We start from the raw sequence: 7,226 nt of genomic DNA, 5'->3' as shown, positions 1-7,226 counted from the left end.
CGGCCTCTACCATGACGGCAGCAGCCGCCCAATCTTCTTGCGTCACAACTCGAAGATCATCGGGCGGCTGTCCTACGTTACGACCGATGCCTGCCGCTCAGGTCACGTTCTACGACTGCCGTACTAGAGCAGCAGGTGATCGGCTTTGGGGACGATCCCAACAGCGTCCTGCGCCGCCTGGCCGGGCTGAACGCGACGGTGTCCCCGCGAGTTGGCAACCGGGTCGAGGACCAGCCCAACGAGCACAAGGACGGCAAGCTTCTCCCGCTGATCGAGGCGGGACGGCTGCGAGCCGGCGACATGCTCATCTGGCGGCGCCCCCGCAAGAAGGAGACCTACCGCGCCACGGTCACCGAACGCGGCTGCATCCGCCTCGAAGACGGCGAGGTCTTCACCGACCCATCACCGGCGGCCGCCAAACTGGCCGGACAACAGACCAACGGCTGGGACGCCTGGAAATTCGACGGCACCAAACTCAACGACCTGAAGTGAGGCAGAACCTCGCCGATGCCGAGGAGTCCTGATGGCAACGTGATGACAAACGATCAAGGGCCTGATCGGAGTATGCTCCGATCAGGCCCTTGACCTGCGAATCCTGGGTGGAGCTGAGGGGATTTGAACCCCTGACCCCCTCGATGCGAACGAGGTGCGCTACCGGACTGCGCCACAGCCCCGAGGACTCCGTAAGGTTAGCAAACATCGGGGAGTGCTCGCGCACCGGTTATTCGCCGACGGCGCGGCGGTCGTCGGCGTACTGGTCGAAGACCTCGTCCAGGGGGATGAGGTCGATGACCTCGGCCGGTTCGGCGGCCTCGGCGGCGCGGCGGGCCTCCAGGGCGCGGGCGCGGGCCGCGGCCTCCTGCGGATCGGAGTAGGCGTGCGCGAGGATGCGGGCGATGATCGTCCCGTGTGCCTGCCGCTCCACGCTCTCGGCGTGCCGGTCCAGCAGCCGGCCGAGGGCGAGGGTGGTCGCGGCACGCTCGATCAGCACGGTCTCGCGCGGCGACGGCGGCGCCCCGAGGTCGATGATCAGCCGCCCCCAGTCCTCGCCGCGGGCGCCGACCATGGTGACCAGCCAGCCGGACACCGGGTCGTAGCCGGTGCGCCGGCCGGGCCGGACCGCGCGCGAGCGGGTCTCCCACGCCGACAGCAGCTCGGCCGGGTCGGAGCCGCCGGAGTCGGCGGCGAGCACCTGGTGGGCGAGGTTCTCCAGCACGACCGGGTGCCCGCCGAGCGCGGCGACCTGCCGGACGACCTCGTCGGTGGAGGCGCCCTCGACCGACAGCTGGGTGAAGATCTCGTGCAGCCGCTCCGAGGCGCGCAGCTCGGCGAACTGCTCCCGGACGATCCGGGCGTGCACGGACTCGGTGATGTCCACGAACGCGGGCTCGTGCGCGAGGACGATCACCGGGAGGCCGTGCTCCTCGGCGGCGGCGATCAGCGCGGGCGGCAGCACGGTGGCGTAGCGCCGGCCCAGCTCGATCATCAGCCCGCTGACCCCGACCTCGGCGAGCTCGGCGATGTAGGCGCGCAGCCGCTCCGGCTCGTCCGGCAGCGCGATCCCCGTCGTCAGCACCAGCTCGCCGCCGTGCAGCAGGTGCGCGATGTCGGTGACCTCGGCGACGTGCACCCAGCGGACGCGGTTGCCGGTGCGGTCCGCGCCCGCGACGACGTGCGGCTGGCCGCGGCGTACCGCGTCGAGCTGGAGGACGTCGTCGACAGTGGGCAGCATCGTCCCGCGATGATATCCGGGCGGTGCCGGACGCCAGCAGAGCGTTAACGGGACGCGTCCGGTCGTGACACTCTGCGGGTGGCCTGCGGCGTTCCCGCGGCCGACACTGGTGCCATGTCGGAACACGCGAACCTGCTCCGCCGCCACAGGGCGGTCATGCCGTCGTGGATGGCGCTCAACTACTCGGACCCGATCGAGATCGCCGGCGGCAAGGGCGCCCGCGTGACCGACGCCGAGGGGAACGGCTACCTCGACTTCTTCACCGGCATCCTCACGAACATGCTGGGCTACGACGTCCCCGAGGTGCGGGACGCGGTGGAGCGCCAGCTCGCCACCGGCGTCGTGCACACCTCCACCGCCTACCTGCTGCGCGGCCAGGTCGAGCTGGCCGAGAAGATCGCCCGGCTGTCCGGCATCCCGGACGCGAAGGTCTTCTTCGCCAACTCCGGGACGGAGGCCAACGAGACGGCGCTGCTGCTGGCCGCGTACGCGCGGCGCAGCGACCAGGTCCTCGCGATGCGGCAGAGCTACCACGGCCGGTCGTTCGCGGCGGCGGGCGTCACCGGCAACCGCGCCTGGACGAACCTGTCGTTCTCGCCGCTGGACGTCCACTTCCTGCACGGCGCCGACCGGCACCTCCCGCAGTTCGCCGGCATGTCGGACGAGCAGTACATCGACGCGTGCGCGCAGGACCTGCGGCACGTCCTCGCCACCGCGACCGGCCCGGACGTCGCCGCGCTCATCGCCGAGCCGATCCAGGGCGTCGGCGGCTTCACGGCGCCGCCGGACGGCCTGTTCGCCGCCTACAAGAACGTCCTGGACGAGTCCGGCATCCTGCTCATCTCCGACGAGGTGCAGACCGGCTGGGGACGGACGGGCCAGAACTTCTGGGGTATGGCCAACCACGGCGTGACCCCGGACATGATGACGTTCGCCAAGGGCCTCGGGAACGGGTTCGCGGTCGGCGGCGTCGTCGCGCGCGGTGACCTGATGGACGGCCTGCCGGCGCTCGGGATCTCCACGTTCGGCGGCAACCCGATCTCGATGGCCGCCGCGAACGCCACGCTCGACTACGTCCTCGACCACGACCTGCAGGCCAACGCGGCCAAGCAGGGCGGCACGATCATCGACGGGCTGCGCCGGGCCGCCGAACGCCTGCCGATCGTCACGGACGTGCGCGGCAAGGGCCTGATGTTCGCGGTCGAGCTGGCCGACCCGCGCACCGGCGAGCCGAGCCCGCCGCTCGCCGCCGCGCTGATGGAGGCCGCCCGCGAGCGGGGGCTGCTGATCGGCAAGGGCGGCCTGTACGGCAACGTGGTGCGCATGGCGCCGCCGATGACCCTGACCGACGCCGAGGCCGCCGAGGGCCTCGGCATCCTGATCGCATCCCTTGAGTCCGTAAGTGACGCTGCCATTGATGGGGAACATGGCGGCTCGCTTCCCACAAGGAGTAATGAATGACGCAGCAGGTCACACACTGGATCGGCGGCAAGCCGTTCGACGGGGAGGCCGCGCGGCGCGGTGACATCTACGAGCCCGCCTCCGGGCGGCTCGCCGGGACGGTCGACTTCGCCGGGCAGGACGAGGTCGACGCCGCCGTGGCCGCCGCGAAGGCCGCGTTCCCCGGCTGGCGCGACGCCTCCCTCTCCAAGCGCACCCAGGTGCTGTTCCGCTTCCGCGAGCTGGTCGGCGCGCACCGGGACGAGATCGCCCGGCTGATCTCGGCCGAGCACGGCAAGGTGGTCTCGGACGCGGCCGGCGAGGTGGCCCGCGGCCTGGAGGTCGTCGAGTTCGCCTGCGGCATCCCGCACCTGCTCAAGGGCGGGTTCTCGGAGAACGTGTCCACCCGGGTGGACGCCTACTCGATCCTGCAGCCGCTCGGTGTGGCCGCCGGGATCACCCCGTTCAACTTCCCGGCGATGGTGCCGATGTGGATGTTCCCGGTGGCGATCGCGTGCGGGAACACGTTCGTCCTCAAGCCGTCGGAGAAGGACCCGTCGGCGGCGGTCCGGCTCGCGGAGCTGTGGGCCGAGGCGGGGCTGCCGGACGGGGTGTTCAACGTCCTGCACGGCGACAAGGCCGCGGTGGACGGCCTGCTGCACCACCCCGACGTCAAGGCCGTCAGCTTCGTCGGCTCCACCCCGATCGCCCGCTCCATCTACGCGACGGCCGCGGCGAACGGCAAGCGGGTGCAGGCGCTCGGCGGCGCCAAGAACCACATGCTCGTCCTGCCGGACGCCGACCTCGACCTCGCCGCCGACGCCGCCGTGTCGGCCGGGTTCGGCTCGGCGGGGGAGCGGTGCATGGCGATCTCCGTCGTCGTCGCCGTGGACCCGGTCGGGGACGAGCTGATGGCCAAGATCCGCGAGCGGGTCGCGAAGCTCACGGTCGGCCCCGGCGACAACGCCGGGTCGGAGATGGGCCCGCTCGTCACGGCGGCGCACCGCGACAAGGTCGCGTCCTACCTGGACGGCGGTGTCGCGCAGGGCGCCACGCTCGCGATCGACGGGCGCGACCCGGACGTCCTCGGCGGCGCCGGCGACGGGTTCTGGCTCGGCCCGACCGTCCTCGACCACGTCACCCCGGACATGGACGCCTACAAGGACGAGATCTTCGGCCCGGTGCTGTCGGTCGTGCGGTCCGGCTCCTACGCGGAGGCCATGGAACTGATCGCCGCCAATCCGTACGGCAACGGCACCGCGATCTTCACCAACGACGGCGGCGCGGCGCGCCGCTTCCAGAACGAGGTGGAGGTCGGCATGGTCGGGGTGAACGTGCCGATCCCCGTTCCGATGGCCTACTACTCCTTCGGCGGCTGGAAAGACTCGCTGTTCGGTGACAGCCACGCCCACGGCATGGAGGGCGTCCACTTCTACACCCGGACGAAGGCCGTGACCGCCCGCTGGCTCGACCCGAGCCACGGCGGGGTGAACCTCGGCTTCCCCACCAGCGGCTGACGACGCGGCGCGCACGGCCGGTGACCCCCGCGGGCACCGGCCGTGCGCATGCCCGGGCCGGCGCCGTTTGGGAGTTTCCCACCGCCGCGATATTTTGTCGTTAATTTTTGTCCGGCACGCCGGTGCGAATAATGCCAACATCCATTGACGGCGTCTGTGTCCGGCGACACAATCTGACTGTCTCAATTAATTGAGGCGAAATTGAAAAGTCAGGGTGTGCAGTCAAGGGGAGCCGCGTTATGGCCGCAGGCGACCACGCCGCAGAGGTGGATGCGCTGGGAAGGCGATTTCCGGGCTGGACCATTTGGTTCGGCCTGTGCACCGGCCACTGGTGGGCACTGCCGCCGACCGACCGCGACGTCGGCGATTTCCTGGAGGCCGACACCCCGCAGCGGCTCATCGCACGGATCGAGGTGGTCAAGCACACCGCACCGAGGCGGTCGCCGGCGCCGCAGCCGGCTCCTCGGACCGACGGCCGACGGCCGTCCCGCGACACCCGGCCGGACGTGCGGCGTCCCTCGAACCTACGCCGTATCGAGGGCGTCACACCGTCGCCGTTCGGCCGGGTACCGGTGATCGCGTGGCCGGGCAGCACCGCACGGTGATCCGCTGTTCCCCACCCCTCGCCACGCCCGCCGGTGCCGCCGCGGCCCCGGGAAGGACGGCAGCCCGCGCCATATCCCTCTCCAGCAACCTCCGTGTATGGCGCGGACGCCAGCACCCGCCGTCCCCCGGGGTCCCGGCGGTTTCTCCGTTAACGACCCGTCCGAAATGCCGCACATAATGGTGCGGCAATGGACAGGTCCTGCTTACCTTTCAGAAACAGTCCGGGCGCCTGTCCGAGTCGCGATCTTCGGTAATTGACCGCCGGGCCGGCGCCCGCCGCAGGGAAAAGCGCGGAAAACCGGCGATCCAATCGCGGGTGGCCGCCGAAACGACGGGAATGGCGTCCCGGACCGGCCGCCGGCGCCCGTTCCCGGCGGGTACGCGCCGTCCCGGAGGGCCGGACGCGCTACGCTGCGCCGATGGGCCCGTTCACGAGGGGGAGGGCCCTGGGCACGGATCGGGAGCGACATGCGGCGGACGGCCACACTGCTCGGTGGGGCGCGGGTCAAGGTGGCGGCGGCCCTGGTGGCGGCCGCGGCGGTCGCCGCGGCGGGCCTCGCCGGCTGCAGCGAGGACGACGAGGAGCCGGTCACCGCCACCAAGGTCGCGACCACCCTCGGGCCCGGTGAGGGGATGCTCAACCTCGTCACGATGGCGGGCGCCATCGAGAGCGGCAGCACCGACCCGCGCGTCGACTGGGTCACCCCCTTCCAGGAGCGCACCGGCTGCAAGGTCGGCCTGAAGGTCGCGAGGACGCCCGAGGAGATGGCCGGCCTCATGCGCGACCAGGACCGCCGGTACGACGGCGTCGCCGCGCCGCCGGAGGTCGCCGGCCGGCTCATCGCCGAGAACCAGGTCGTCCCCGTCAACACCGACCTGGTGGACGGCTACAAGAAGCTGGAGCCGAAGCTCCGCGGGCTGCTGGAGCGGGACGGCAAGCACTACGGCATCCCGTACGTGTGGGGCGCCGACCTGCTCATGTACGACACCCGGACCGTGCCGCCGCCGGCCGGCTGGGCCGCGGTCTTCGACCCCGCCCAGGCGCAGCGCTACTCCGGCAAGATCATCATGCGCGACAGCCCGCTCGCCATCGCCGAGGCGGCGCTGTACCTCAAGGGCCGGGAGCGCAAACTCAAGATCCGCGACCCGTACTCGCTGACGCCGAAGCAGCTCGCCGCCGCCGGGCGCGTGCTGGCGAAGCAGCGCCCCCACGTCGGCGCGTACTGGGCGGAGCCCGCCGACGCGGTCAGCGCGTTCGCGGGCGGCCGCGCCGTGCTCGGCCAGGCGGGGTCCTACCAGGTGGACGTGCTGAACCGGGCCGGCCGGCCCGTCCGCGGCGTCGTCCCGGCCGAGGGCATGACCGGCTGGATGGACGCGTGGATGATCGGCGCCCGTGCCCAGCACCCGAACTGCATGTACCAGTGGCTGCAGTGGACGGCGTCGCCGGACGTCCAGCAGCAGGTCGCCGAGTGGACCGGCGTGGCGCCCGCCAACCCGCAGGCGTGCTCGGGCGACCGGCTCCGGTCCGGCTTCTGCGCCGCCTACCACGTCGGCGACCGGAACTACCTTGACAAGATCATCTTCGCGCACGCGCCGGCGAAGGCGTGCGGCGGCAAGTCCAAGAAGAACGACTGCACCGACTACGCCGAGTGGACCAAGGTGTGGATCGAGGCGACCCGCCCGCAGTCGGTGAAACCGCAGGCCAAGCCGTAGACCGTAGGGGCTAGAGGTCTCTCCGGCGCGCCCGGCCGCCCCCAGCCGGGCGCGCCTGCCGGGTGGTCCCGGACTTCCCCCCGAATGCCCGGGTCACCCTTCTCCCTGGAGAGACCTCCACGACGACGGACGCGAGGCCCGCCGCCTTCGCCGGCGCCGGCTTCCCGGCCGGCCGCCCGGCGTCCGTGCGCGGCTCCCGAGGGCCCCGCCCGCGGCGG

5 protein-coding genes, 1 tRNA gene and 1 pseudogene are annotated in these 7,226 nt (G+C 71.6%); 5 read left to right on the top strand and 2 right to left on the bottom strand.

Features of this window, described 5'->3' with window-relative positions; translation table 11 throughout:
• The first annotated feature begins 135 nt into the window (after positions 1 to 135).
• The gene (locus HUX53_RS30200) at positions 136 to 492 is read left to right on the top strand and encodes a hypothetical protein (RefSeq protein WP_176406619.1); all 357 of its coding nucleotides are present in this window, start codon (positions 136 to 138) and stop codon (positions 490 to 492) included.
• 108 nt (positions 493 to 600) lie between these two features.
• Here HUX53_RS30200 and HUX53_RS30195 read toward each other — a convergent pair.
• Positions 601 to 674 (bottom strand) — tRNA-Ala (locus HUX53_RS30195).
• A gap of 158 nt (positions 675 to 832) precedes the next feature.
• Positions 833 to 1,732 (bottom strand): annotated as a pseudogene (locus HUX53_RS30190) (PucR family transcriptional regulator ligand-binding domain-containing protein); the annotation flags it as partial.
• Between the two features lie 114 nt (positions 1,733 to 1,846).
• Between HUX53_RS30190 and HUX53_RS30185 the strand changes: the two are divergent.
• The 4 genes from HUX53_RS30185 (at position 1,847) to HUX53_RS30170 (ending at position 7,008) form a co-directional block, all read left to right on the top strand.
• Complete coding sequence (locus HUX53_RS30185; RefSeq protein WP_176406617.1) at positions 1,847 to 3,193, top strand: aspartate aminotransferase family protein; 1,347 nt, start codon at positions 1,847 to 1,849, stop codon at positions 3,191 to 3,193.
• Positions 3,190 to 4,689 (top strand): CoA-acylating methylmalonate-semialdehyde dehydrogenase, encoded by a 1,500-nt coding sequence (locus HUX53_RS30180; RefSeq protein ID WP_176406616.1) that lies wholly within the window; start codon positions 3,190 to 3,192, stop codon positions 4,687 to 4,689. Before HUX53_RS30185 ends, HUX53_RS30180 begins: the two co-directional genes overlap by 4 nt.
• Positions 4,690 to 4,928: 239 nt before the next feature.
• Positions 4,929 to 5,294, top strand: coding sequence for a hypothetical protein (locus HUX53_RS30175; protein WP_176406615.1), 366 nt, complete (start codon positions 4,929 to 4,931; stop codon positions 5,292 to 5,294).
• Between the two features lie 469 nt (positions 5,295 to 5,763).
• Entirely contained in the window at positions 5,764 to 7,008 is a 1,245-nt protein-coding gene (locus tag HUX53_RS30170; RefSeq protein WP_176406614.1) for an ABC transporter substrate-binding protein, read from the top strand.
• Positions 7,009 to 7,226: the final 218 nt, after the last annotated feature.

Origin of the sequence: Actinomadura sp. BRA 177 (genome assembly GCF_013372625.1) — a bacterium.
In the GTDB taxonomy this organism is placed as follows: Bacteria; Actinomycetota; Actinomycetes; order Streptosporangiales; family Streptosporangiaceae; genus Spirillospora.
This window is presented reverse-complemented; position numbering and strand designations above follow the sequence as displayed.